Origin of the sequence: Bradyrhizobium sp. Mp27 (genome assembly GCF_029953005.1) — a bacterium.
GTDB lineage: Bacteria > Pseudomonadota > Alphaproteobacteria > Rhizobiales > Xanthobacteraceae > Bradyrhizobium > Bradyrhizobium barranii.
Genome location: NZ_JASAUS010000063.1, coordinates 1 through 24,894, shown reverse-complemented (window position 1 = coordinate 24,894; position 24,894 = coordinate 1). Strand labels below are relative to the sequence as shown.

Sequence of the window (24,894 nt, the reverse complement as noted above, 5' to 3'; positions counted from 1 at the left end):
GAAGTCCGCCCAGTACCAGCGTGGGACTGGGGGATCAATCGGGGTATCGAACATGCGGACATGGGACAGGCTCAGCGCGACCTTCGTGCGCAGCTTGAAGGAGGCCGGAAAATTCTACGATGGTGGTGGGCTGATGCTGAAAGCCGCGCCGACCAGGACCAAGGGCGTTGTCAGCAAGGCGTGGCTCTACCGATACCAGCTGGATCGGCGCGAGCGGTTCATGGGTCTCGGCTCTGCGCGGGTGGTTTCGCTCGCCGAGGCCCGCGCCAAGGCCAATGACGCCCGCAAACTGTTGGCGGCTGGGATCGATCCGATCAGTCACCGCAATGCCGAACGCATGGCGGCCCGCGCCGCCGAGTTGCATAGCGCTACGTTCAAGCAAGTGCTCGACCAGCTGCTCGATAGCCATGGCGACCGCTGGCGTACCAAGCATGCCAGCCAATGGCGCAATAGCATGGCTACGTACGCCAAGCCGCTGTTCGATGTCGCGGTCGGCGACGTCGATACCGCGATGGTCATCAAGGTGATCGAGCCGGAGTGGAAGCGCGCGCCACAGACCATGGATCGCGTCCGCCGCCGCATCGGCGAGGTGCTCGGCTTCGCAGAGGTGCGCGGCCTGCGCAAGCCGGGGCCGAACCCGACAAGATGGAAAAACCATTTCGACAAATTGCTGCCGCACCCGCGCGAGCTGAAGCCAGTCGAACACCATCCGGCGATGGGCTACGATGCGGTGCCGGGCCTGCATCAGAAGCTGACTGCCACGGACGCCATCCCCGAACTCTGTCTTGCATTCGCGATCCTGACTGCAACGCGGAGCCAAGAGGCGCGGGGCGCACGCTGGGATGAGATCGACCTAGATGCGAGGCTGTGGATCGTCCCCCCGAGCCGCATGAAGCGCAAGCGCGAGCATCGCGTGCCGCTATCGCCGCAGGCACTGGCGCTGATCGAGCGGCTGCCGCGCAATGGCGACTATCTATTCAGCGTCAACGGAGGCAAGCCGATCGTTGCGATGAGCCTTCGCAAGGCGCTGCATCGTCATGGCGGCGAACGCGTCACTGTGCATGGCTTCCGATCCGCATTCAGGACATGGGGCGGCGAGCGCACCAACGTCCCGCGCGAGCTGCTGGAGGTCGCGCTGGCCCATGCCATCGGCAACCAGACGGAAGCGGCCTATGCACGCGGCGATCTGCTGGAGAAGCGCCGAAGGATTATGCAGCAATGGGCGGGCTTCCTCGCCTCGCAGCCTGCGCGCGCCGACCGCGCGAAGGTTGTCGCATTGCGCGGTGCCGGTCGTGGATGACCGCACGATGATCGTTCTCGTCCGGGAGCTGCTTGATCATCCCGACGAGTACGACTCAGTAAAATTGGACGTCCTGCGTGATCTGCTGTCTCGGCTGCATGAACTGCTGGAGCGCGAAGTGGCAAAGCGACCTCCGCATCGCCCGAGGGAAGATACCGGGGCATTTGTCGCCACGCTGTATGAAGTTGGCGGGGACCTCGCCAAAGCAAAGCGGTTCGTGGCGAAAGCCAGAGGCAAGTCATTGGTTGCCGTTGCCAAGGCTTACGAGCGCTATCAAAAACGAAAGCGACAAAACTAGCCTTTGGCTCTGTCGCAACGACACTACTACCGACCTACTTCAGGGGGTCGTGACAGCGCGATAAATGGGCGCATCCTGTCCGCATCAGTATGCGGAGGACGCGCATGACAAACCCCAAAGACGACGATCCGACGCCGACGCCGCCGGACTTCATCAATTTGCGGGAGGTCATGAGAATGACCTGCCGCTCCAAAAGTTCGGTTTACGAAGATCCCGGTTTTCCGCAGCCGATCTCGTTCAGCGAGCCGGGCCGCGCGCGGCGGCATGCTCGCTGGTTGCGTCATGAGGTCGAGGCTTGGCTGCAGGAGCGAATCGCGGAGCGCGATGCCAGGGCCCCGCAGCGCCGACAGGAATTGCGCGCCCAGCGTGAGCGCCGTCTCGCCAGGCGGCGCGCGTCTTCCAATCACCGCAGCGTAGCGGAGACATAACGGCTTTGCCGCGCGAGGCGACGTCGGCGGCCTCCCGCGCGGAATCCGCAACTGCCGGCAAAACTACGGCCGGTCATCCCTATGCCCTCGCGAGGAAACGGGATCACCGGCCGGATACAGCAGAAGGGACTTTCAACAATGGACATATACAACTCAACCAACGGCGGTGCAATTGCGCTCGATACCGGGACGGAGATCGACGGCGTCTGGCTCAGCCGCCACCTGAACAGGCTCAGCCCCGCCGAGCGCGCCCTCCTGGCGTACCAACTCTCGGAGGGATCGCTGCGCAATCCGACCCGCCCGCAGTCAGCAATGATGATGCGGGTTTCGGTCTCCTATGTGAACACCATCGCCGCCGCCACTGCCGAGGAACGCGTGCTGCTCGAGTGCGGCCGCCTCGCGCTGTCGGACCTGCATAACAAGCATCGTCGTGGCCCAGTCAACGATGCGAACGTCGAGCGCATCGTCTTGAAGCTCGGTGCCGATCGCATCTTGCGCGCGCTGGATCGCATTACCGCGCCCGAGTCCGAGCTTCCCCTCGTCGCCGCGGATTAATCAGCTTGGCGTCGCGCGTAAACTGCGCGGCGCCTTTCTCTGTTTCGGAGCTAGAATAAGAAGCAAAGGGAAAACGAAGATGACAACCAGCCAAATCGTCAAGTCTGTTAATACCGCCGTCGCGATCGCTGACGATGCCGATCCGTTCCAGGCATTCGCCGACGCGATCGCGCCACAGCACATCGTTGGCAAGCTCTTGAAATTCTCGAAAGGTGATTGGCTCGCCGGCGAGAATAGTGAGCCGGTTAAACAAAAAACCTTCATCGTCGGTATGCATGCCCTCGCTACCGGATGGGTTAGGTGGGAAAACTTCAAACCTATCGAGCACGCCATGGTCATTGTCAGCAGCGGCCTGCAGTGGCCGCGCCGCCATGAACTCGGCGACAATGATCCGTCAACTTGGGAGATTGACGATCGCGGCCAGAAGAAAGATCCGTGGCAGTTTACGAGCTACGTTCCGATGGTCGTTGCCGACGACGGCGAAGTCTTCACCTTGGCCGCTTCATCGAAAGGTGCGCGAGATGCGATTGGCAAGCTTACTCGAACCTATGCCGCGCACCGGCGCCGCGTGCTCGGCGAATTGCCTGTTGTCGGCCTCGCAAGTGATGGCTATCAGCATCCAAATCGCGCATACGGCTACATCAAGACGCCGGTCATTCTGGTGACAGGCTGGGCCGCAGCATCGCGTTTCAACGAGACTATGGCGCTGGCGGGCTATGACATCCCGGACAGCGGTGAGCCGCCCGCGGCGGAGGTTGGCCCGACAACGGCACCAGCCGCGGCGAAGCACGTCGATGACATGAACGACGACATCCCCTTTTAAGCGCTGCGCGACTGGGCGGGAGATCATCTTCTCCCGCCGCACATTCCCATTTTCAATGCTGGAGCTCCCGCCATGGCGCAGCATCAGGACGACAACCTCAAAACCGCGTTGGCGCTCGCTGCGCACGGCATTCGGATTTTTCCCGCAGGAGCCGACAAGCGTCCACTGCTTAAAGGATGGCAAGAAGCAGCGACATCAAACGTCGATCAGATCAAAGCATGGTGGGACAACTCGGCCGCGCTTCCCGCGATCGCGTGCGGGCAGAACGGAATGATCGTGATCGATTGCGACCGGCATGGCGGCCCCGATGGTGTAGAAGCCTTTAAGAAGCTGGTCGCGGCCAATAGCGGCCTGCCGCGCAACATGCCGGTGGTGTCGACCCCAAATAACGGCCTTCATGTGTTTTTCAAACAGCCGAACGGCGAAGCGTTGGGCAACGTCCGCGGCTCGCTGCCTCCCGGCATCGACGTGCGAGGGGCCGGCGGCTTTGTGATCGCACCCGGTGCGCGCCTGCCGGACGGTCGCGGCTGGACTGCGGTGGCGGGACGCATGCCGATCCATCAGGCACCGCCACTGCCGCACTGGATCGAGGAGATCCTGCGACCGCCGCAGCAAAAGGAAGCCCACGAGCAAAGCAATACCGAGACCAACGACGAGCGCGGTCGTGCCTATGCAATGGCGGCGCTCAACGGGACCGAGGCCGAACTCGCTGCGGCGCCGGCCGGCGAGCGCAACGAACGCCTCTACAAGACCGCGTTCCGGCTCGCGACCATGGCCGCGCGCGGCTGGTTGGTGGAAAGCGAGATTATCGAGACGCTGGTGCGGGCCTGCGAAGCCAACCATTACCTGCGCGAGCACGGGCATCGCGCGACGATGAAGACGATCGAGAGCGGATTGCGCGATGGCCTCAATGCGCCGCACGACGACCTCGCTGACCGCGACAATAGCGCCGCACGTGCGGGCGGCGGGAATAGCGCGAGCCACCACCAACAACACCAGCAGCTGCAGCCGGAGCAACCAAAGCAGGAGCGCAAACAGCGGCAACGCGAGACCGGTGATTGGACCGATCCTGATCTGTCGATCCTGGACGACCGCCGGGGCGAACTGCCGGACCTGCCGATCGACGTATTTCCGCAGAGCATGCATCGCTGGATGCTGGAGGCGGCGCGTGGCGCTGGCGTCACCGTCGGGCACATCGCACTACCGCTGATCGGCATGGGCTCGGGCCTGATCGGCGTGGCGCGCCGGGTGCAGGCGACCCGCTCGTGGCAACAGCCTATGACGTGCTGGACCTGCTTGGTCGGATTGTCGGGGTCGGGCAAGACGCCATCGCTCGACGTGGTCAAGCGGGCTTTGTCGGTAGTGGAGCGCAGCCGGCAACAGGAAAACACCGCGCGCCAACTGGCGCACGAGACGCGCATCGAGCGCGCCAAGGCGGCGCTCAAGAAATGGAAGGACGACGTTGCCGCAGCGGTCGACGCCGGCCAGCCGCCGCCGGTCAAGCCGGCCGAGGCGCAGGACGTCCGCCCGTTCGTGGTGCCGCGGCTTTACGTTTCCGACTGCACGATCGAGCGGCTGGCGCCGCTGCTCGAAGCGCGGCCGCGTGGCATTACCTACGTTGCCGACGAACTCGCGCGGCTGTTCATGAACCTCGAGCGCTACAGCGGTGGTTCGGATCGCGCGTTCTGGCTTGAGGCTTGGGACGGCAATTCCTTCGTCGTGGAGCGGCTCGGCCGCCCGCCGGTGATGCTGCCGCATCTTCTCGTCGGTGTCGTCGGTGGATTCCAGCCGGATTTGCTGGCGCGCAGTTTTGCCGGCGATAGCGACGGCATTTATTCTCGTTTTTTGTATGCCTGGCCGCCGGAGGCGTCATTTCGTGAGCCGACCGACGATGCCGACGAGACCGATCCTGAGATCATCAACGCCTTTAGCCGGCTGGCGAACCTGCAGGCTGGCGACTACGAGGCGTTCGCACCGCGCAGCATTCCACTGACGGCGGACGCCAGACAGGAATTTGCGGTATTCGCGGAATTTGCGCACCGGGAAAGGCAATCGCTGGACGGGCGCGAGCGCGAATACTGGTGTAAGGGCACGGGGCATGTGCTGCGCCTGTCGGGCACGCTGTGTTTCCTCGAATGGGCCTGGAGCGGCGGTGTCGAGCCGCAGGTGATCGAGGCGCGCCATGTCGAGCGCGCCGTGCTGCTGTGGAAGGACTACCTGTGGCCGCACGGGCGCGCCGCGCTGCGCCTTGTGGGGCTTTCCGACAAGCACGGCCATGCCCGCACTGTGCTGCGCTGGCTCCACGCCGGCCACAAGGCCACGGTGTCGCGCGAGGAGGTGCGCCGCGACGCGCTGGCACGGCGGCTCGACGCCAACGAGGCGCAGGCGCTGCTCGACATGCTGGTGCGCGCCGGTTGGTTGCACGAGGTCCCAGCGAAGGTGTCGGGACCGGGGCGGCCACCCCGAAGGTGGGAGGTCAACCCGCGTCTTTTTGAGTTCCCTCTCTGATGGCGGAAATACCGCAAATGCCGAATTCGATCAGGCGGCATTTTCCGGCAATTTCAGTATTTCCGCCAAGGGGTGAGTGTTCAAGTTTGCTCTCGATTGGGCTCAGTGACTCCTGCGCGATCGGCGATGATCAGGCGGCGCGCTGCGCCAAGCAACTAGCTCGCCTCGTCATGGAATTGCTCGAACAGGGCGCGCAGCTGCAGCGGCTCGACCTCGCTATTGTCGGACATGATCGGCGTGGCGCAGTAGCGCTCGCGGTCGATCTTCCAGCCGAGGATGGTTGGCGCCACCGCCCCGCGCTCTCCGCGCTGGCCCTGTTCGCCGCGCTCGCCCTTCTGCCCTTGCTTGCCGGGGCGGCCTGCGCTCGCGATCAGCTGCCAGCCTTCACCTGGACACGGCCCCGGATCGTCGGTGCGCGCGACGAAGCTGGAACCGCCGAGCGCAACGATGTTGAGGAACGAATAGCTCTCGCCCTCGCGATAGGTGCCCATGATCTTCGGCATTGCGGCATCGCGGCCTCGCGCGGCGATCAGCTGCCAGTCATCATGCGGCGGCGTGCGGGCAGTATCGTGCTTGGCCATGTAGGTGGAGCCCTCGTGAACCACAACATCGCGCTCGTAGTGTACTGCCCCGTGAACATAGGCGCGCACGGTCTCGATCTTGCCGGGCGGACCCGGTTCACCGCGTGGCCCGAGCTCGCCGCGCGCTCCGTCAGCCGGCTCACGAATTTGCGCGAGGCGCTTTGCTATCATGTCTTCCATCGCGCTGCGGGTCTCGGCGACATTGGCCCGCATCTCCGCGACCGCCGCCAAGCTTTCTGCTTTGATCGCCCGCAATTGCTGTTTCCATTCGTTATCGCGAGTATGAAGAACCTGCGCCAGCACTTCGCGCCAGGCGTCGAGCATCAGATCTTGGTCCTTCGGCGGCGGGATTCCTTCACCACCGCCGGCCGAACCAGCATGATGTTTACCGTTGCTGATCATACCAATCCTCCAGTTTCGAGTGACTACGGCCAGTATATCTGATCCGCAGAAGGAGCGCAGTGATGACCAATGACGCAGCAATCAAGGAAGCCGCAACGACCAATTCAGAGATGATCAGCACGTTGCTGTTGATCCACCGCGTTGCCAGTCGCGCACTGAGCACCCATGAGCGCGTCGGGCAGCGGATCCAAGGCGACCTTTTAGAGGAGATCCGGGCGCTGCTTACGCAGATGATGGTTGTCGAAAAGTTGTCGCTCGCGGGCCTGCCCAAGGAAGGTCGCGAACTGTTGGATTTAGCCGTTGCTAAAGAAGAGACAGCCGCGATCCGCGCCGAGGGGCGGAAGGCTCACTGACTACTTTGGCATCCGAGCTGAAAAGTGCTCGTCGAACAGCCCCAGCGCTCGTGCGCACGTAACCGATGCTGCCGCTCGGCGTCATGCATCCCATCGCAAAGGCACAATCATATCCGGTACTTTTGGTGGCAGTTCCGTATCAGATGCCGCGTGATCTCGTGGGCAGCATCCTGGCCGCACATGCTAGACGTCGCCGTGAAGCGTTTACACTCGGAAATTCGTCGGCGAGCGGACTGCAATCAACGACAGCAAAAAAGACATTCCCGCAAAGCAGATATCGTGCTGTCCTCGGTTAGATAGGAGTTGACGAGAGGCAACTCTTCCAGCAAGCAGAAAAACCGCGAAGCAAGAGCGCTAGCCCCGCTTTCACTGATAACGCGATTTGCTCGGTAGCCTTAGAATGCGTCCCGATCTGCCCTTTGGCTAGACGGATGCTTTATTTTAAGGGACCGGAGTCGAATGCATCAGGACGAGGAAACAGGATGAATCTCGAGGAATTCGACTCTATTTTGAAGATGATCGACCAGCAGAGTGCCGCTAACGACTATCTCGTTGAAATTCATACGAAGAGCGGCGCCACTTACCGAGGTGCTTTGGCTGGACGAAGCAATGGGACGCTCCTACGGCTAAACTTGGTAGAACAAAGCCATTCCGAAACACGAATTGAAATCACACCACTTTACCTTGCTATCAGTGAGATAGAGGCGGTCCAGGTGATTTATCTTGAGTAGATGTTTGCCCAGCGTAAACAGCCTGCTGTCCAACGAGCCAATGTGAGCAGTCGAAACTCCCGCCATCGTCTATCTCTGAACTGAATTTATCGCTGCCTCAAATCGCTGACGCGTCGAAGTCGCGAGCCGGCCTAGCTCAAAATGGTCTTGCATGCCCCGAATTAGGTCCTCGTCATCCTCCAGCCCCCTCGACCGCAAGATATCGGCAAGACCGGCGAGCTCTGCCAATGGAATGTCGCTGTGCTCGCGGACGCCGGCACCGCGATAAAGTGTCTTGTCGCTGGTAACGGTGTTCTGGGGCCAGATGATCTCGCGATCATCGTCTCTTGTCGATGGAAAGCGGTTGCGTCCCAACGCTGCGCGGATGATCTTCTGCACGGTTTCGCCCGAGCGCTGGAATCCGTGCGCACGGGCAATACGGTCGACCAGAATATCGAAATAGATCGGACCTTCGACCGCGACCACGTGGTCGATCATTGCGCGAAGGTCGCTGCGGTAACCAACGTCATAGAAGCGCTCACGATCGGGCACCACAACGATGCTTGGATCGGCCTTAGTGTAGCACGAGACCGCAGCGGTGTTGGCTTCGATGGGATCCGGTCCACGCGCGTAAACCTTGGGTTCCTCGATCGGTTCGGGGTCGTTGGCTGGTTCGGGCGGTATCACGGGCGGCTCGGTAAGGATCGCCGGCGGCGGTCGTGCTGGTGCCGGGTCAGCGGACAGCGAAGCAGAAGGGGCCATCGCCACGTCGTCGAGGGCCGCCGTGGGTTCTTCCGGGATCTGCCCGACCACACGTGAAGACCGATCGGCGTCGAGATCGGCGGTCAACCGGGTATGAATCTTATCGGTCGCAGCCGCCGCGTCCATCCACCATTCTGTGCTCCAGATGCGCCGGATCTTCCAGCCGAGACCATTGAGTACCATCTCGCGCAGTCGGTCGCGGTCGCGAGCGGTGGCTGAGCGGTGATAGGTAGCGCCGTCGCATTCGACGCCGGCGAGGTAGCGACCGGGGAAATCCGGATGCACGACGCCGAGGTCTACCCGGAAGAAAGACACGCCGACTTGGGGGTGGATCTCCCATCCCTTGTCCTCGAGCGCCCTCAATACGGCATCCTCGAATGGAGATTCCGTTGCGCGTCCGGTCGGCGAGAAGGCTTCTGCGATGGCACGCGCGCCGTGCTCGGCGAATTCGAGGAAATGCTTGAAGTCGACGACCCCTTTGGCAGACGTACGCCCGAGATCGATCTGTTCGGGACGCAACGTGGCGAATATCAGAAGCTCATTGCGCGCCCGGGTGACGGCGACGTTGAGCCGGCGGTGGCCGCCTTCGCCGTTTAGCGAGGAGATCTGCGCGGTGATGCGGCCAGCCTTGTCGGGACCGACGGCCACGGAGAAGATGATCACGTCGCGCTCATCGCCCTGCACGTTCTCAATGTTCTTGACGAGGATCGGCTCTCGGGTTTGGTTCTTGTCGAAATGCGTCTCCAGCGTAGGGTCACTGCGACGGGCTTGATCGAGCATATTCTCGATCAGTCGCTGCTGGTCGCCGTTGAAGGTGACGACGCCGATCGACTGGGTCGACGTCTTCATGCGCTTGACGACTTCCGCGACCACCGCTTCGGCTTCCTTGCGGTTCACCTTGGCGCCGCCGCGCTCGTAGATACCGCCCTCGACATGGACGTAGCGCACGGCAGTGTCGCGGGTCACTGGCGAGGGGAACGTCATCAGTTCGCCGCGATAGTATTTGGCGTTAGAGAACGCGATCAGGCTCTCGTGGCGGCTACGGTAGTGCCAGGACAGCCGCATGCTCGGGATGTTCGAGGCGAGGCACTCGTCAAGAATGCTCTGCTGGCTTTGCACTGTGGAGCCGTCGTCATCCTCGTCGTCGACGCCGCGCTGGCCGACGCTGGTCGGCGGCAGCTGTTCCGGATCACCGACGATGATCACCTGGGAGCCGCGGGCGATGGCGCCGATGGCGTCCCAGACCGGGATTTGTGAGGCCTCGTCGAAGATCACGACATCGAACGGCTTGGCGTCGGCCGGCAGATATTGTGCGATCGACAGCGGGCTCATCATGACGCAAGGCGCGAGCTGGGTCATCACGTTCGGGATCCGTCCAAAGAGCTGACGCAGCGGCATATGGCGCGCCTTCTTGTTGATCTCGCGCGCCAGCGTGCCCCATTCGGGGTCCTTGCCAAAATTGGTCTGGGTCGGCACCGCGGCGCCGATCCGTGCCTTGACGATCTGTTTCGCAAGTTCGCCGATCCTCTTGTCGGCGGCTACGAAGGCCTCGATGGCCGCTTCGTGCTTTTCGGCAAGGAAGCCACTCAGCACTTCGTCTTCGTTGACGATGGTCTCCGCTACCCACCGTGCGTAGGCAAAATCGAATGCACCGGCGATCTCGTGCCCGGTAACGGTGCCGTCCTCGACAGCGTCGACCAGCGGCGAAAGGCCGGCATGACGCGCCGCCTTCGCCGCGCCGCGCCAGGTTGCCCATTGCGGAGCCTTGATCACATTGGCCTTCCAGCGTGCGGTTTGCTCAAGCAGCGCTTCGATCCAGCCCGGCTCGAGGCGGATGATTTCTTCGGGTCGATCAAGACCGATACAGGTGCCGAGCTCCTTGGCCGCTTGGTGCATCGCGGGGAAGGCCTCATGCATAGTGTCAAACGCTCGCCGTACCTGGCCACCGGGGCGGAAGCGTGAAATGTCGTGGGCGAGATGGCTAGCGACATGCGCGAGCAGACGCTCTGCTGGGACGCCGTCGACTTGAAAGGCGTCGACCGCGTGCTGCATGTCTCCGGCCCATTTGACCATGGCGGCGACGTGTGCCGGGTCGGTATTCAGTCCCTTCCACAACCGTTCGATCCCAAGGAATTGTGGCCGAAGCGCTTCAAGTTCGCGCAACTGGCCTCCCAGTTCCTGTAACACGACCAAGTCGCGTCCGATCTCGTCTGGCAGCTCGCCGGTGCAATAGGGCTGCAGCTGAATGCGGACTTTCTTCTTGCGGCCACTGCGCATCAGCACGTTCGAGACGCACGCTTCGGTCCATTCGCGCTGAAGGGTCGGAAGATCGAGTTGCACAACTTTCAGGTCGTATCCGGTCGACAATTCCGACATCTTTTCGTTGATTCGGCTTGCCATGTCGGCCATTGCCAAGAGAGTGCGGATGCGTTCGGGGGCATCCTCGTTCAGCAGCAGAACGCCATCGGCGGCATTCGCGTTCAGCATCAGGGCTACGAGCTTAACAAGCTGCGGCAACAGGCTGTCGTCGGTGATCTCGTTCAGCCCGAGAGAGGTGACGAGCGCATCGGCAGCGACCCGCATCCGCTGCAGCGTGATCTGAAGGCGGTCGATCGTCAGCTGCAAGGTCTGCACCCAAGCTGGGTTCCAGCGGGTTTGTTCGATACCCTGCAAGGGATGGACGGCCGGGTCACCGACGGCCTCCAACGCAGTGCGGATGTCGGCGCAGGTCTCTCGCATCCGGGCGAGTTGTTCAGGCGAATGCACGGTGCCGGCCGGCCAAGCCAGTCCAATATCGGCGAGGCGGTCGCGATCGGCGACCACGCGCCCGAAGGCCTCGTAGGCCGTCATGCCGTTGGCTCGCCTGCGATGGAGCGCCGAGACCAGCCGGTTCAACTGATCGCGCTTTTTCTTGAGGTCCCCGGCGGCGGTCGACCAGTGCTCCTCGGTGACGAGATTGCGTTCACGCCAAGCGGTCGCAAGCTGCTCCAGCACGTTCGACTTCTGCGCTTTCGTGGGGTGGACCTCGAGACAATAGTTGCCGAGCCCGACGCCCTGCATGCGCTGCCGGACGACTTCCAGTGCTGCGGTCTTCTGCGAAACGAACAGAACCGTCTTGCCGTGTGCGAGACAGTTGGTAATGGCGTTGGCGATGGTCTGGCTCTTGCCGGTCCCGGGCGGCCCGAACAGCACATAGTCGGCGCCGCGTTGGGCGGCGACGATGGCTGCAACCTGCGAAGAATCGGCCGACAGCGGTGCGAACAGGTCGACCGGATCGATAACATCGTCGATAGTACGGGCGTCAATAAATCCTGCACCCGAGCCACCGTAGGTGTGGGTAGGCGTGTCGATCAGATGGGCCACGACCGGATTGCGCTTGAGCAGCTCGGTGCGGTCGACGAGGTCCTTCCACATCAGGTATTTGGTGAACGAAAGCGTCGCAAGCGTGACCTGCTCGGTGACTTCCCAGCCCTTGATGCTCTTGACGTGCTGGCGGACCGTTTTCCAGATGCCGGCGACGTCGATCCCGGAAGCGTCCTGGGGTAGTTCGATGTCGAATTCCGGCATCGCCAGATCAAAGTCCTGCTTCAGCATCTGCATCAAGGTCGGGTTGAAGCGCGCCTCGTCCTCGTGCAGCGCCAGCCTAAACCCAGAGCGGACGCTCTTGCGCTCGAGCTGGACAGGAATGAGGATCAGCGGTGCGCGATATGGGCCAGCGCCGTCTTGCGGCGTCCATTTCAGGAAACCAAGGCACAGATAGAGGATGTTGGCGCCGCCTTCCTCGAAGGCGAGCTTGGAGGCCCGGTAGAGGTCGGTAAGTCGGCCTTCGAGTTCGGTCTCGGCGACGTTGGCATGAAGGTCGCCACGCTTCATGGCATCCAGAATGAAGTCCTTGCGTCCGTCCTCGTTCTGCCGGTCAGCGAGCAGCGCGGCGTCGCGGCCATCGCTGCCGTCGAGCACGGTAGCTTTGCCGAGCAACTTGAAGCGCTCGCCGTCGGAAAGCTTGTCCTCGAGCGCTCCCGGATCCGGACACTCGATCGCGATGGTGGATTTCGAGTCCTTGAAGTTGAGCAGCCTGTTTTTGAGCGTGAGGTCGAGAAGGTTGCGCTTCCAGATCTCGAGCCGGTCCAGGTTCCGTTCGGGCACGGGATCGCGGCGCTTATCGAAGTCCTCCTCGAAATGTGGGGTCTCGCCCACTTCCTGGGCGGTCACGGTGGTGGCGACGGGGCGGATGGCGGCCTCGGCGGAGCCGGAAAGGTCCAGAGGGCGGATCTTGGCGCTGCGAGCGCGACGGACGTCGACGGCCAGTTCGAAAGGGGATGCCGCGTCCTCGGCAATCAGCTTCTTGGCGGCCTCGACGGCCTGCTTGAAGCGGGCCGGGTGCGATCCGGTAAGGAGCGTGGTTTCGACCACGACCATTTCCTCAAGCTGCACGCGCTTGCGAAGCATCTGGGGGTCGTCGATCACGAGGCCGGAGAAGTCCTCGTCCACTAGCCAGATGCCAACGAAGGAATGGCCCTCGGTCAGCACCACGACCGGGTTCAGGCCCGCCTGTTCGAGGCAGGATGCGTAAAGCAGCGTGAGATCGAGGCAGGTGCCGACCTTGCGCGTCAGTATGTCGCTAGGGCCGCGCACCATCTGGCCGGAGCGCTCGAAGCTCTTGGGCGGCAAGACGTAGGCGATCGAATGCGACACCAGCGCTGCCCAGATCGCGTCGGCAATCTCCCAGGCGCGGGCCTTGGTGCCCTTGCGATAGCCGTCTATAGCCTCGTCGCGGCCAGCGGCAGCGAGCTTGTCGGAGGCCTCCCTCAAAATGACGTCGACGCTCGGATCTGTCGGCCGTACAAAGGCGGCCAGCAGTTCCGGTGCCGAATGGACCCCGCCCCAGTGCGAGGGCGGCAAGAGGTTGATCTCGACCGCCTGTTCGGCAAGTACGGCCCCGCCGGCTTCGATCTGGATGTGCAGTTCGCCACGCCGCGAGGCGTTTATGCCGGCTAGGAACGTCGGATCGAGCTTTAGGTCGAGGCTTCGGATATGGTGGACGGCTTTATCGGCGATGCTCTCAATGCGCCAAATGCCCGGGTTCAAGAACGGCGGTTCTGCCGTCAGACGGACGGAAATATCCGTTAGATTGCGGCCCAGCGTGTTTTCGATCGCAAGTTCACGGATGATTGGTACGGCATTCTGGTAGAACGCCACGTTGGCGTTGTCCGCTGCGGTGCAGGTGATTTTTAGAAATCCGCCCACCGCTTCCCCAACTTGAGCGCTCACACCAAATTGCCCCATTCACTCGTTTGACGCGACTATAAGGTGGTTGCTCGCCTATTTCGAGTATAGTCAGGCATGAGTGCCTAGGAAAATGGCATAATGTCAAGTTGAGGGAGACCCGCGCAAATACGGTAACCCACATTCGATCAGGCGATTGAGATGGTCGATCCGGACTTTATCCACACCACTTCGCCGAGGCTCATGTAGACGATGGCCCCCTTTGGAGCACCGATCGTCTTCACGTAGTCCTTTAGTTGCGCGATATGATTCGATCTGTCTTCCCCACTTGGCGATATGTCGCTCTTCCAATCCAAAACTGCCAGACGCTCTTCACCTCGCACCGCCACCGCGTCGGCGCGGCCCGCGATCAATTTGCCGTCGCCCAAACTCGACCAAACGGAGACTTCGGGAACGAGATGCGGTCTCAACGCGGCGACGTCCGCAAATTTTAGCGTGCCCACGGCCGTGCGCGCCATCTCCTCGGGGTCAGGGTCCGGTGCTGATGCAGCTCCTTCCATACTCTTCAGCTCGATTAGCAGATCTCTAGCGCGCGCCTCGACCCGGTTGAGACTGCGCTCGTCCAGCTCTCCGGTAAGGAACTCCTCCATGAGTTTGTGCAGCACGATACCCCGCGTGCGCCCGCCTTCGATCGGTGATATGAATTCGAACGCATCGTCGATCCTGCGCTCGACAAGTTCCAACATTTCCGTCCGATCGCGATCCTGAGCGCTTGGCGTCTTCCAAACCAGCGACGGCGCAGCCTCCGCCATCGTTCTTGTTTCTTCGGCAAACAATTCGGCCGTCTGTTCGTTCACGGGCTGAGCCTCGTTCGTCGCTGTTGACGCTGGCAGTCCCGTGAGGTCGATTTCGGGCAGGGTATCGTGGCCCAAGTTCAGGATCTTCGACCACGATTGCGACGAAGCCTCGGGCAGATGAGGAATGATGAGCAAATCACGGGCCCGGGTACACGCCACGTACCACATGCGTTGACGTTCGAGCATCTGCTCGCGCTTTTCTTCATCGCGGGCTATCGAAAGTTCGGGCGGCATAACTCCTCCGAGAATCCAATGCAGAGTGTCGTCGGATCGTCGATGGATGAACTGCGGCGGCGTCGGAAACTCCGTGGACGTATTGATCGGAATGACGACCGGCCATTCCAAGCCCTTGGAGCTATGAATCGTGACGATCTCAACGGCCTCATTCGAAGCGTCGATCCGCCCTTCTGAGCGCGGTGAACGGATTTCCCAGTCCGACTGCAGGTTCCTGACGAAGGCGCGCAGACCCGACACGTTGTAGGGGCGCGCCATCTCGATCAGGGCATCGAGGTTGGCGAGTGCCCTGGCGCTGCGGCTTCGGTGCCTGGCTGCAAGGACGACGCGCAGGTGCAAACGCTCAATCGCTTCGGAAAGCAATACGCGCGGCGTGGTTCTCGCGGCGCGGCGCCGAAGATCCTGCAGCACCGCTAAGACCGCCTTTGCGACGGGGTGGGAAATCTGTTCCAACGGAGTTCTGACGTTAAAGTTAGCAGGCGTCGTGCCGTCGCCGGTTGCCCGGAGCTGTTCGGCAATGTCGAGCAATTCCTCATCGGTGAGCCCGACCATGGGCCCGCGCATGAATGCTCCGAAGGCGAGCGTGTCGCGAGCGTCGGCGAGTGTGCGAAGCAGTACGAGGATGTCCTGCGTCTCCTGCTGCAGGAAAAGTGTTTTTCCTGCTTGCGAAGCGACGGACAGGCCTTCTGCCTCAAGCGCCTTTTCATACCGCCACAGATCTTTGCCCGTGGGGGCCAGCAAGCCGATGTCGCCGGCCGCAAGAGGCGTGATCGATCCGTCCCTGCGCTTCACTCGGATCGAGCCGACCAGCTTGCGGCAAATCCTCGCGACGATCGTGGCCTCCTCATCGCGCTGGCTGTCCGCAGACGGATCCTTGGGCATCGCAACCGTGACTTTCGCGGCGGGGGGCAGGCCGTGTTCAGCATGCTCGAGCGTCGCAGTTAGGCGCACATAACCCGGTTGCCCTTCCGACTGGAGGACGGGCTCGAAGCAACGGTTGACGTGCGCAATGATCTGCTCCTGCGAGCGGAAGTTCGCGGTGATTTCCACTACAGCGCCGTCCGCCTGCGCGGCGATGGCCGCGCGCGCCTCGTTGTAGGCCTTTATGTCGGCTCCACGGAAACGGTAGATTGCCTGTTTCGGATCACCCACGAGGAACAGCGAACCGCGTCGAAGTCGTGCATCCTGCCAGCGTTGCGGCGCTGCCTCCGCGACGATTGAAAAGATGATCGCGGCCTGGATGCGGTCGGTGTCCTGGAATTCGTCGACAAAGACGTGCTGGAATCTGCGGCTCACCGCCGCCCTGACGGGTTCGTGCCGACAAACCAGCTCGTGGGCCATGGTAAGAAGGTCATCGAAATCCAACACCGCGGCTTTCTGCTTACGCTCGGCGTAAGCGGCGACGACGTCGTCGAGCACGGTGGAGAGCGTGTGGACCAGTCCGTCAGCGATTTGGCCGAGTAACTCGCGATAGGCTCGCTCCACGTTCGAAAAATGCGCTTCAGCCTCGCGGTTGAGCACCTCGCCGCGGTTGGCGCCGTACTTCCGCACCCAGGCGGTCTTGCGGCGGTAGGACCCGAGTCGGAAGCTCTTTTTCTCCATAGCATCGACCCGTGGCGGCTGCCCGAGTCGCCAAAGGTCCCGAAACGTTGGCTCGGTCTTGAAGCAATCGAAGAAGAATGCTGACAGGGTTCGAAGGTCTTCGAGCAGTGCTGCCGTCCGGCTTTCTTCGGGATACGCGGCGAACCAACGGACGAAGGCATCCACTGCTTCAACCAAGTCGATATCCGTTCGACGCTTGAAGTTGGCTCTTCTGGTGCTGGCCTTCGGATGATCCCTCTTTAGATCGGCGAGGTCCTTGACCAGTTTGACCACTTTGAGAGGATCGTGTTGCGAGAGTACGACGACCGGATCGTCAGCGCCGACCTTACCCGAAAGACGGTCGATCAGCCACGCCCTGAAGACGGCCTCAAACATCGCGTCGGCGCCGGGCGCATCCATCACGCGCGATCCCGGATCCAGCGCGGCCTCGATCGCGTAGCTTCTAATGATCTCCTGGCAGAAGCCGTGGATGGTCGACGTGCTGATCTCGTCGAGGTATTCGGCGGCGGAGGCTAGCTTCGTCCTCTGTTGCACGCTCAGGCCTTGCGGTAGTGCATCCTTCAGCACGTCCGGGACAAAGCCGGCGAGCAAGCCTGCGACGTATCCCCGGATGCGGAGCGCCAACTCGCCAGCCGCAAGTTCGGTGAAGGTGATGGCGGCGATCTGTGACGGCGCGGCACCGCGCGCCAGCAGCATCACCACACGGCCAGCAATGAGCGAGGTCTTTCCGGTTCCCGCTGCTGCCTCCACTAGGAGCGTCGTGTCGAAATCCGTCAAGACCCTTAGCCGCTGCTCGCGGTCCGCGAGCTTCATGGTGCGCTCCAGAGCGGATCGAGTTCGCGGGTCAGATGGCCGAAAGCCTTTGCCTTCCGCCGAAAGTAGGCGTCCAGGTCGGCGGGCAGCGCAAGGCGCGTGTCGCTGTAGGGCTCGCGCGCGTCCGGTCCTGGACACGAATCTCCGCGATAGAGCATCTCGCAGGCCTTGTCGAGAAAACCGGCAACGTTGGCGGCAGCGGCTTCCAACATGTCGCGGCTCAATGCAAACGGAGGCGATACACCGTCCAAGTAAATGAGGCGGGAGACGATCCTGGCAGCTTCCGGAACGAGCTGTCCAACGGCCATCGCGTACAGCACGCGCTGCAGTTCCTTGCCCCGGTCCACGACGATCCTTTCAGGATGCCGCGGCGTGGCGCCGGTCTTGTAGTCTGAAATCCTGACGCCACGACCACCGGCGGCGAAATCGACTCGATCGATCCGACCGGTCAGCTTTAGTTTCGAAGATCCGATCAGAATCTCGCCGTCGAGCTGCCAAGGGGAATGTGCGCCTGAGCCTTTCGGAACTGCGGGCAAGCCAAATTCGACCTCGCTCCAGCTGGTAGTGTCGGCTTCGAAGCTCGTGTCTACCGTCAGTCCTCTAAGTCCTCGGCGTGCGGCTTCCTCTAGCGAATGCTTCCACAGCAGCATGGGCGGTACGGCGCGTTCGAGTGGCCAATGCTGGGCGACGTGATCGACCGCGCTCGCCAACGCGAGCTCGATTTCGTCGCGCGACGCGCGGACAAACCCAGGCTCGGGTTCGAGCGCGTCGATCGTCCGCGAGAGCAGTTCGTGAACCAGTTCGCCAAAGGCGAGTGGATCCAGCGCCAGCGGCAATTCGGACAGGTCGACGGATTGCATGTCCAGGGCATACCGCCACAAGAAGCCGAGCGGATCACGTGCCATTAGCCTTAGCGAAGTCGCCGAATGCAGTCGTGTCACCGCGCGGGCGACCGCCGGATGCCCGGCGCGTACCACGCCGTCGTGCGGGGTCGCCTCTTCCCGATCCCAATTTTGCCAGCAGCTCATCGCGGTCTTGATGCGGCCGGACCTTCCCGCTTCGGCCGCTCTTGCGAGCAGCCGGTCGGCTTCGCTGAACGAATGTTCGGGAACGCGTGTACGCGCGCATGTGCGGACGGGCACAGTCACGGGCCACAACGCGCTGGCGGATTGCAGCGCTCCGTCCGCCGAGCGCCGGCTGCGCGACAGCACGACCTCCTCCGCTCGCTGAGAAAGCAGCAGCTGGAAGCACAGGCGGTCGCGCTCGGAGATCGGAACGGGAATAAGGCGACGGCGAGATAGGACATGATCGGGCAAAAGAGGATCCTCGCTCTCGGATCGTGGCCAGCTTCCGCCGGCGACGCCGAGCAGACGCGTCCAGCGGCGCGGCGCACCGACCAGATGGGAAGCGGGACACCAGACAACGCTGCTTGCCGGATCCCGGGAATCGCTGATGCGTAGGCTATCAAGTGAGAGCGCGACGGCTGCAGGTGGTGCATTACGAAGCGCATCCTGCCACAGACCGAGGCTCGCGCCGCCGAGAAAGGTCTTGCCGGCCTGCTCGGCATTCTCAAATCCCGCAGCCAACAATTCGAGCATCGGAACGAGCGCCCGCTCGGCGGCGTCCGCGTCGGAGCGCCGGTCCCGCGCTGATCTAAGCGCGCGCCGCCATTGATCTACAGTGAAGAGCCCGGCCTTCCGTGGAAGGCCCGTGGCCCAATCGTCGGGCAAGGCATCCGCCGCGCTTGATGACGAATGCATCAACAATCGTCTGACGCGCTCCTGGCTCAGGCCGTCGCCGAGCACATCGGCCAACGCAGCGCACGATTGTCCTTCCCAAGAACTCAGTGCGGGAAGTCCGTGGGAGAAGTGAACCGGCATGCCGGCCTCCGTCGCCAACACCAGCATGTGTTCATCCCAAGTCGCTGTGGAAGCGGCGGTGATCGCGATGTCGTTGGCGCTTGTGCCGACGCTGAGGAGCTGCCGCGCCCATCTCAGCGCCTCCACGACCTCGGCTCTGGGATCGGCGCACAATTCGCCGCGCGTTATCCTCGGTTCTGCCGGTTCGGCGAGGACAATGCGTCCAGGAAACCAGCTTCTGTCCAGCTCGACAGAACCAGCCCACGAAACCTCCATTTGTGCCGATAAGGCAGTCAGCAGTGGTCGCCACAATGGCTCGACGTCGACAAGCATGTCCAATTTTATGCAGCCAAACAATTTTGGGGCGAACTGGACGCGCTCCAGCGCTGCGTCGCGCAATTGGCGTGGCAACATCCCTCCTCGCGGCAGAAGCTGGCTCAACCTCCGCTGCAGCATTGCAAGATCGGCGACTCGAGATGATGCGGAGAGATTTTCCAGATCCAGGTCCGCCCTCCATGCGCGGTCCAGCGACAGCAGAACGGCCCGGACCATTCCTGGGAGATTCCTGACGCCGTCTAGATGTGCAAATCCGCCGTCGCGGAGGGCACATGCAACGGCCAACGATAGCGTCTCTCTGTCGGCAAGACGCCGAAAACCTCCAGCGAGACGCGCTGCAAGCAGGGGTAATGTCAGTATCTCCAATCCGACTTCATTCGTTTGGGCTGCCCGAAATCGCCTCATGCCAAATGCGAGCGGACCATCCACCACGATAACGCGTCGCTTCATGATCCTTCGGGCCTTTTTAGATCGATTTCACGGTCAAACATTCGGCGGAGCTGCCTGATCTTCTTTGTCAGCGCCACGCGCAACGATTCGCAGCAGATCATCCGGCAAAGGCCGCTGCAACGCCTTCGCCTCATCCCACGGCGCGCGCATCCAGACATCACGCTCCTCATCAGTCGTCAGGATGACCGGCATCGCCTTGGGATGGATCGGCTCGACGACGGCATTCGGCGTTGTGGTAAGGAAGCCGTAGACTTGATGCGGTCCAGGGATCGGCTTGGATTTGGTGCCTCGGTCGCCTTTAAACTCCGTCCAGATGCCCGCGAAGGCGAGCAGAGGTCTGTCCTCGTTCGACGCGAACCACACCACGTCCTTTTTCTTGGTCTCGGGGTTCGGCTCCGGCGCGTACTCGGCGAAGCTGTTGACGGGGACCAAGCAGCGGTTCTCCGGCTTCAGCCACATCCGCCAGTGCGGTGATGACGTGTTGCGCACGTTGGTGACCGGTGGTCCACCGGTGCGCGGTGGCGGCGGCATGCCCCAGCGCATCATGGCCAGCTCGCGCCCGGTGTCGGTGTTGCGAACTACCGGAGCCGGATAATCCGGAAAGACGCCCGGCATTGGCGCGAGGTTTCCGACATAGCGATTGACGACGCGGAACAGCGCGGCGATGGCGGCTTGGTTGGTGGTGATGGAGTAAAGGTTGCACATAATTTAACAACAGCTAGCCAAAGAAGACCTGCGTGCCTGTATCGCTGAATTTGAACTCGATCGAGTGGAGCGTGAAGAGTGAGTTGTTTATGACCTTGGCGTTTTCCAGATTGAAAAGAGTAACGTTGTAGCCGTCAGCGGATAAAAGGCTTTTGAAAACGACCCCGTCGTATCCCTCAGCTTTGAACAGTTCTGCGAGAACCTGCGTTGGGATGTAGTCTTTAGCTTCATCTTCCTTGCTAACGGGCGTTGCAAATCCGCGATCAATTGCCCTCCAAATGCCGTCCAGGCGCGACTTTGTGTGGTCGAAGGTGTCTAACAAATGCTCCGGTCCGTGATATTTAGAGCAATCTATGACATTCAGGTCGCGCTCCGTCACCAACTGAGCAACAGAGATATTCGCGCCGATCCAAGGACGTACTTCGGCAAGCGCGGTGTCGCGTGTAGTCGCCATGTAAAGAGCAGGAATACCTCTCGGATTAGCTCGGCCTTCTGCCTGCCAGTTCGGTATCGGCTTCATGCCATCACGACCATATGGAAATTCTTTCGGAGGGTAATCTTCCTCTTCTTGTCTTCCCAATTCACAGCCGATCCGCGCTCGCCAAAAAATCCTTTCCTTTGGAACAGTCAACTTGCGACTTGCGCAGGAAGCCCTGACCTCGTTTAGGAATTGCTCTGAGGCTGGAGAGCGTACGAACCGCTGGGTATTCCTGACAGCCTCCGAAAAGGCCTTGTAGTCTTGCCAGCCAAACCACGCTGGCCCAAATGTCGAAGTGGTTGTCATTTGCCTACCCCTTTAGCGCTCTCCCGGCCACCATGTTGACGCCGGATCCACTAGCGGAAATCTTGGTCGGCCGCAGCGCAACCAGATGGCTCCTTTTGTACGGCCGTCCCTGAAGTTGCGAGCAATCTTTGCACCGCATGTATCGCTCCAGTTCATGGATTGGCGTTGTCTTGGGTCGGCGAACGATGTTGAGCGCGACTGCCTGGTGCGTGCTGCAGCCCAAGCATTTGACTTCGAGATAGAGGTAACCGGCATTGAGTGCGTCGCCCAACGCAGGAGAAGGCTGCGCCGGTCCCTGAAAGCCGAGCATCCGTTTATTCCATGCCTCGCAGGCCAAGCGGTCGGCGGCCTCGCGCGCCTCCGCTGCCCGTTCTGCTGCAGCACGAACCGACGCGCCGTAGATGCTTTCTCGTGACTTGGTGGCCATCGCCCATCAAAGCGGGTCGCATAGCGCAACGCAAATTGCACTAGGGCTGGTAGTCGGCGATGCCGGAACCCCGGCGAATGGTGGCTGTGGATAATTGCACCGACCGCCAAGCACTTCCCCTGATTGTTCGGGAATTTCAGGAAGTAAGTAAAATGCTCCCATTGCCCTCCTAGGTGCGGGCCTTTGTGAGTTTCCCGAGTGCCAAAGCGTATCGAGATGCCGGGGTTTATTAAACCCCAGCTCGCCACCCTCAAGACCAAAGCGCCCCAGGGCGAGCAGTGGCTCCATGAGATCAAGTACGATGGCTATCGTGTTCAGGTCCATCTCAACCGGGCACGCAAGAAAGTCTTTACCCGCAACGGACTGGACTGGACCAAGCGCTTCACGGAGATTGCCGGCGCGCTGGCCATTTCGGGCGAAGCCATCATCGATGGGGAGGTGGTGGTCGTCCACGAAGGGCGTACCAACTTTTCGGAACTACAGGCAGAGCTGGCCGCAGGCAGGCAGGGCCGGCTGATCTACTACGCCTTCGACCTCCTCTGGCGGAATGGCGACCTCCGCAAGCTGCCGCAAATTGAGCGCAAGCAACGGCTGCTAGACCTCCTCGGCGAGAACGATGTCGAGCTGCCCGTGCTGTTTTCCGAACATCTCGTCGGCGACGGTCAGAAGATGTTTGAGCATGCCGCCAAGCTGAATTGGGAGGGCATCATTTCCAAGCGGGCGGACGCCCCGTATCGGTCGGAGCGAAACGAGAACTGGCTGAAGATCAAGGCCGTGCAAAAAGGCAAATTCCCTGTCGTCGGCTTTGTCAAAGACCCGAGCGGTGTCGCCGCCCTGTATCTCGGCAAACAGGAAGGCAAAGACCTCGTTTACATGGGCAAGGTTGGCACGGGCTGGTCTCGCACCGTCTCGAGCCAGATCAGAAAGCAGCTCGACACCGTGGTCAGCCCTAAGTCAAAGCTGACCAAGCCTATCAGGAAGCCGAAGGCAACGTGGGTCGAGCCAAAGTTCTATGCCGATGTAGAGTACCGGGACATCACATCGGAAGGCTTGCTGCGGGCGAGTTCGTTCAAGGGACTGGCGCGAAAATAGGGCCGTGGTTGGGTCGGATGGATTTCGCCATCAAGCCAGTCCTGTTCGTCGGCCAACGCCCGCCAACTAGCTGCCATTCTCTGAAAGCGCTTGAAGGACGGCTCATCCGACCGACCTTCGGCGAGCCGTAGGCAGTTGTCGGCATTTTCTCTAAGAATATCAGATTGCTTCATCTCATCGATGTGGGGTGTTGCGGCTGCATTTCAATGCAGTTCTATGTGAAGTCTTTCGGAGTTCCAACCTAACATTTGTTGTGTCGCCTCATCTTTGGAGAAGTAGCCTTCTGGATCACCGCCAGCCATCGGCTTCTATCGGTAATGAGAACGCCCGGTTGAGCGTTCAGACAGCTGCGGGACGTGCGGCTGAAGGGGGCTGGCCGCTCGCACTGTCCCAGCTCCGGATAGTGTGGCTACATCACCGCAGCAAAGTAAATTCCGGTAGATGTGTAGAGCGGCGTGCAGACGCGCTGTCAGCTTATCGAAATAGTATCCGTTGAGGGGAAGGCAGCGGCGGCGGTAGCGGACTCGTTTGAGGACCCGTTCGCGCGTGCCCGAGGGCAACATGAGCCGAAGTACTATGCCGATGTTGAATGCCGGGACATCACGTCGGAAGGCTTGCTGCGGGCGAGTTCGTTCAAAGGTCTGATCAAGGGTACGGGGCGCACCTGACCAACCCCGTTCTTGTTCTTATGTCCAGTCAGTTGCGGATCGGACACCGCAGCCGTTTCGCAGCCAAGCCGCAGAGCTCGATCAGCTCACGCGGCGCGCTACGGAGCGAGAGCGCGCCCTGCCACTAGTCTGAAGGAAAGCGGACGAGCGTTAGCTTACGCCGGACATTCATATCGACGTAGGCAGTTGCCGCCCTCATCGCAATAGATAGCAAACACGGTTTTGCCATCGCTACTCATGTACGATTCGCAGAGGCGATGCGGTCCCAATTCCGCGCATCTCGGCACTCTGGTTATTTCTTTTCCATATTTTTCAATGTGCATATCCGTAATGTTCGGAACGAACGTGCAATGCTGACTAGCTTCTTCTTCGGTATTAGGCGGTGGTTTGGCCATGCAGAGCTCCGTTATCGTGGAAGTTGTTGGCTTTGAATAGCAGTGCTTATGAACATCGCGTTGACGGCACTCTCGTGGGTCGCAATCGCTTGTCCGGACAGACGTGCAGGACTTGATTTCGTCGCCGGCAGCGCGGGCCCAAGCGTGATGGATACATCATGGGTTTTCTGTCGGCTCGCTGAGAAAAGCGCCGAAGCGCTATCCACGCTCGTCTTGATAAATTTCCAAGTTGGAGTAGCAGTCCCGCCGAAGTTTGATACGAAAGTGGCTTGATAGCTGAACACCGAGAAAGGTGGGGCCCCCAGCGTCTTCCCTTGGACCGCTCCGGGATTTGCTGCGACTATCATCTTATCACGAATGAAATCGCCTATCTTCAGATTGCTCTCGATCAAAATCCCTCTCTCATTCAAGGAGCAGTCATCCGCATTGAAATTATTCTTTCTCAACAAGGCGTCTTCTGCAAGCAGATCAGCAAATGAGTAGCTGAATGCTATCGTCTCAATGCGAGTGGCACCGGCGCCGCCCGTTGCCCCTACTGGCGCCGAGAAATTCGTGCCGACGAAACTGACGCCAGGACTGACGCTACTCTTTTCATCGACCGTAATCTTGAGCGTCACTAGTACCCACTTTTCTTGGAACGTGAGTCGTGATTCAAGGTCGGGATGATACCCGAAGCAAGAGAAGTCCACCTTTCGAGGAAAGATCGCAAGGTGCTTGAGGCGTGCT

The 24,894-nt window shown here is 61.1% G+C and carries 16 protein-coding genes and 1 pseudogene; 9 read left to right on the top strand and 8 right to left on the bottom strand.

From position 1 onward, the window contains the following. Nucleotides 1-52 precede the first annotated feature (52 nt). The 6 genes from QJT78_RS27490 to QJT78_RS27465 all read left to right on the top strand — a co-directional run bounded on the left by QJT78_RS27490 (nucleotide 53) and on the right by QJT78_RS27465 (nucleotide 5,912). The gene (locus tag QJT78_RS27490; RefSeq protein WP_038952925.1) at nucleotides 53-1,300 is read left to right on the top strand and encodes an integrase arm-type DNA-binding domain-containing protein; all 1,248 of its coding nucleotides are present in this window, start codon (nucleotides 53-55) and stop codon (nucleotides 1,298-1,300) included. Between the two features lie 7 nt (nucleotides 1,301-1,307). Beyond that, a complete protein-coding gene (locus QJT78_RS27485; RefSeq protein ID WP_157790179.1) occupies nucleotides 1,308-1,598 on the top strand; it encodes a hypothetical protein in 291 nt (96 codons plus the stop codon). A gap of 104 nt (nucleotides 1,599-1,702) precedes the next feature. Continuing rightward, on the top strand, nucleotides 1,703-2,026 hold the full coding sequence (locus QJT78_RS27480) for an AlpA family phage regulatory protein (protein WP_038943117.1): 324 nt from the start codon (nucleotides 1,703-1,705) through the stop codon (nucleotides 2,024-2,026). A gap of 138 nt (nucleotides 2,027-2,164) precedes the next feature. Next, on the top strand, nucleotides 2,165-2,581 hold the full coding sequence (locus QJT78_RS27475; protein ID WP_038943118.1) for a hypothetical protein: 417 nt from the start codon (nucleotides 2,165-2,167) through the stop codon (nucleotides 2,579-2,581). Nucleotides 2,582-2,660: 79 nt separating this feature from the next. Further along, a complete protein-coding gene (locus QJT78_RS27470; RefSeq protein WP_038943119.1) occupies nucleotides 2,661-3,404 on the top strand; it encodes a hypothetical protein in 744 nt (247 codons plus the stop codon). A gap of 72 nt (nucleotides 3,405-3,476) precedes the next feature. Beyond that, the gene (locus QJT78_RS27465; protein ID WP_281460369.1) at nucleotides 3,477-5,912 is read left to right on the top strand and encodes a DUF3987 domain-containing protein; all 2,436 of its coding nucleotides are present in this window, start codon (nucleotides 3,477-3,479) and stop codon (nucleotides 5,910-5,912) included. A gap of 155 nt (nucleotides 5,913-6,067) precedes the next feature. On the opposite strand, the gene QJT78_RS27460 is transcribed toward QJT78_RS27465, so the two are convergent. After that, nucleotides 6,068-6,976, bottom strand: coding sequence for a collagen-like protein (locus QJT78_RS27460; RefSeq protein WP_157791143.1), 909 nt, complete (start codon nucleotides 6,974-6,976; stop codon nucleotides 6,068-6,070). Here QJT78_RS27460 and QJT78_RS27455 point away from each other — a divergent pair. After that, nucleotides 6,958-7,248, top strand: coding sequence for a hypothetical protein (locus tag QJT78_RS27455; RefSeq protein ID WP_038943124.1), 291 nt, complete (start codon nucleotides 6,958-6,960; stop codon nucleotides 7,246-7,248). The two genes, QJT78_RS27460 and QJT78_RS27455, sit on opposite strands and share 19 nt — an antisense overlap. 482 nt (nucleotides 7,249-7,730) lie before the next feature. Beyond that, entirely contained in the window at nucleotides 7,731-7,979 is a 249-nt protein-coding gene (locus tag QJT78_RS27450) for a hypothetical protein (protein WP_038943125.1), read from the top strand. A 69-nt stretch (nucleotides 7,980-8,048) separates the two neighbouring features. Here the strand turns inward: QJT78_RS27450 and QJT78_RS27445 are convergent, their stop codons facing one another. The 6 genes and pseudogenes from QJT78_RS27445 to QJT78_RS27420 all read right to left on the bottom strand — a co-directional run bounded on the left by QJT78_RS27445 (nucleotide 8,049) and on the right by QJT78_RS27420 (nucleotide 22,013). Then, a complete protein-coding gene (locus tag QJT78_RS27445; RefSeq protein WP_281460368.1) occupies nucleotides 8,049-13,991 on the bottom strand; it encodes a DUF3320 domain-containing protein in 5,943 nt (1,980 codons plus the stop codon). A gap of 143 nt (nucleotides 13,992-14,134) precedes the next feature. Next, complete coding sequence (locus tag QJT78_RS27440) at nucleotides 14,135-17,452, bottom strand: UvrD-helicase domain-containing protein (protein WP_038952922.1); 3,318 nt, start codon at nucleotides 17,450-17,452, stop codon at nucleotides 14,135-14,137. Continuing rightward, a complete protein-coding gene (locus QJT78_RS27435; protein ID WP_157790177.1) occupies nucleotides 17,449-19,863 on the bottom strand; it encodes a PD-(D/E)XK nuclease family protein in 2,415 nt (804 codons plus the stop codon). Before QJT78_RS27435 ends, QJT78_RS27440 begins: the two co-directional genes overlap by 4 nt. 267 nt (nucleotides 19,864-20,130) lie before the next feature. Further along, a complete protein-coding gene (locus QJT78_RS27430; protein WP_038943129.1) occupies nucleotides 20,131-20,802 on the bottom strand; it encodes an SOS response-associated peptidase in 672 nt (223 codons plus the stop codon). A 13-nt stretch (nucleotides 20,803-20,815) separates the two neighbouring features. Continuing rightward, nucleotides 20,816-21,586 carry an RES family NAD+ phosphorylase gene (locus tag QJT78_RS27425; protein ID WP_080586564.1) on the bottom strand — a complete coding sequence of 257 codons (771 nt, stop codon included), beginning with the start codon at nucleotides 21,584-21,586 and terminating at the stop codon, nucleotides 20,816-20,818. A gap of 12 nt (nucleotides 21,587-21,598) precedes the next feature. Further along, nucleotides 21,599-22,013 (bottom strand): annotated as a pseudogene (locus tag QJT78_RS27420) (hypothetical protein). Between the two features lie 198 nt (nucleotides 22,014-22,211). On the opposite strand from QJT78_RS27420, the gene ligD reads away from it, so the two are divergent. Next, complete coding sequence (gene ligD, locus QJT78_RS27415; protein WP_038943132.1) at nucleotides 22,212-23,105, top strand: non-homologous end-joining DNA ligase; 894 nt, start codon at nucleotides 22,212-22,214, stop codon at nucleotides 23,103-23,105. Between the two features lie 1,074 nt (nucleotides 23,106-24,179). Here the strand turns inward: ligD and QJT78_RS27410 are convergent. Beyond that, on the bottom strand, nucleotides 24,180-24,894 hold a 715-nt coding region (locus QJT78_RS27410; RefSeq protein WP_281460367.1), incomplete at its 5' end, for a hypothetical protein.

What these genes read in the sequence shown, in the direction of transcription:
- QJT78_RS27490 (WP_038952925.1), top strand. Translation starts at nt 53, where the DNA reads ATGCGGACATGGGACAGGCTCAGCGCGACCTTCGTGCGCAGCTTGAAG.
- QJT78_RS27485 (WP_157790179.1), top strand. Translation starts at nt 1,308, where the DNA reads ATGATCGTTCTCGTCCGGGAGCTGCTTGATCATCCCGACGAGTACGAC.
- QJT78_RS27480 (WP_038943117.1), top strand. Translation starts at nt 1,703, where the DNA reads ATGACAAACCCCAAAGACGACGATCCGACGCCGACGCCGCCGGACTTC.
- QJT78_RS27475 (WP_038943118.1), top strand. Translation starts at nt 2,165, where the DNA reads ATGGACATATACAACTCAACCAACGGCGGTGCAATTGCGCTCGATACC.
- QJT78_RS27470 (WP_038943119.1), top strand. Translation starts at nt 2,661, where the DNA reads ATGACAACCAGCCAAATCGTCAAGTCTGTTAATACCGCCGTCGCGATC.
- QJT78_RS27465 (WP_281460369.1), top strand. Translation starts at nt 3,477, where the DNA reads ATGGCGCAGCATCAGGACGACAACCTCAAAACCGCGTTGGCGCTCGCT.
- QJT78_RS27455 (WP_038943124.1), top strand. Translation starts at nt 6,958, where the DNA reads ATGACCAATGACGCAGCAATCAAGGAAGCCGCAACGACCAATTCAGAG.
- QJT78_RS27450 (WP_038943125.1), top strand. Translation starts at nt 7,731, where the DNA reads ATGAATCTCGAGGAATTCGACTCTATTTTGAAGATGATCGACCAGCAG.
- QJT78_RS27440 (WP_038952922.1), bottom strand. Translation starts at nt 17,452, where the DNA reads ATGAAGCTCGCGGACCGCGAGCAGCGGCTAAGGGTCTTGACGGATTTC.
- QJT78_RS27435 (WP_157790177.1), bottom strand. Translation starts at nt 19,863, where the DNA reads ATGGTCCGGGCCGTTCTGCTGTCGCTGGACCGCGCATGGAGGGCGGAC.
- QJT78_RS27430 (WP_038943129.1), bottom strand. Translation starts at nt 20,802, where the DNA reads ATGTGCAACCTTTACTCCATCACCACCAACCAAGCCGCCATCGCCGCG.
- QJT78_RS27425 (WP_080586564.1), bottom strand. Translation starts at nt 21,586, where the DNA reads ATGACAACCACTTCGACATTTGGGCCAGCGTGGTTTGGCTGGCAAGAC.